This window comes from Gilvimarinus gilvus (assembly GCF_030518155.1).
Classification (GTDB): domain Bacteria; phylum Pseudomonadota; class Gammaproteobacteria; order Pseudomonadales; family Cellvibrionaceae; genus Gilvimarinus; species Gilvimarinus gilvus.
This window is the reverse complement of record NZ_JAULRU010000573.1, coordinates 1-535: the sequence shown is the minus strand read 5'-3', so window position 1 is coordinate 535 and position 535 is coordinate 1. Positions and strand designations below refer to the sequence as shown.

1 protein-coding gene is annotated in these 535 nt (G+C 26.4%); it reads left to right on the top strand.

Going from position 1 to position 535, the window contains the following annotated elements; genetic code table 11:
- Positions 1-182: 182 nt before the first annotated feature.
- On the top strand, positions 183-535 hold a 353-nt coding region (locus tag QWI17_RS12755; protein WP_302722897.1), incomplete at its 3' end, for a carboxypeptidase-like regulatory domain-containing protein.

Below are 535 nucleotides of genomic sequence, written 5' to 3'. Positions count from 1 at the left end.
CAATGCAAAAGAAAAAATAAATGTATAATGTTTTTTAGATAATTTCATAAGCTTTTCATCAATTCAAAAATACATTGTTTTCGCACATAAATTACACATTAACTCATCGTTAACCGTTCATTAACCAAGTAAAATCGAAACTTGAAAGAGATTTGTTAAAAATCTGAACCATGAAAATAGTAATGACATTTTTTCTGCTACTTCCAAATTTAATTTTCGCACAAATTATTTCTGGAAAAATTATCGATGAACAAAATCAACCAATCAAAAATAGTTCTATTGAAGTTGAAATTCCTTCACAAGATCCAATTATAACTGAATCAAACGAAAATGGCGAATTTAATTTTGAGCTTCATCAAGCACAATCATTTATAATTTATATTAAAGAATTTGGTTACCAAGAATTTGAAAAGACATATCAAGCCAACTCAGAAAATTCTTTGATTATTACACTTCAAAAAGATGAAACAATTAACTTAAAAGACGTTGTTGTTTCTAGTCAAAAACCTTTGTTGAAACGAAAAATTGATCGGAT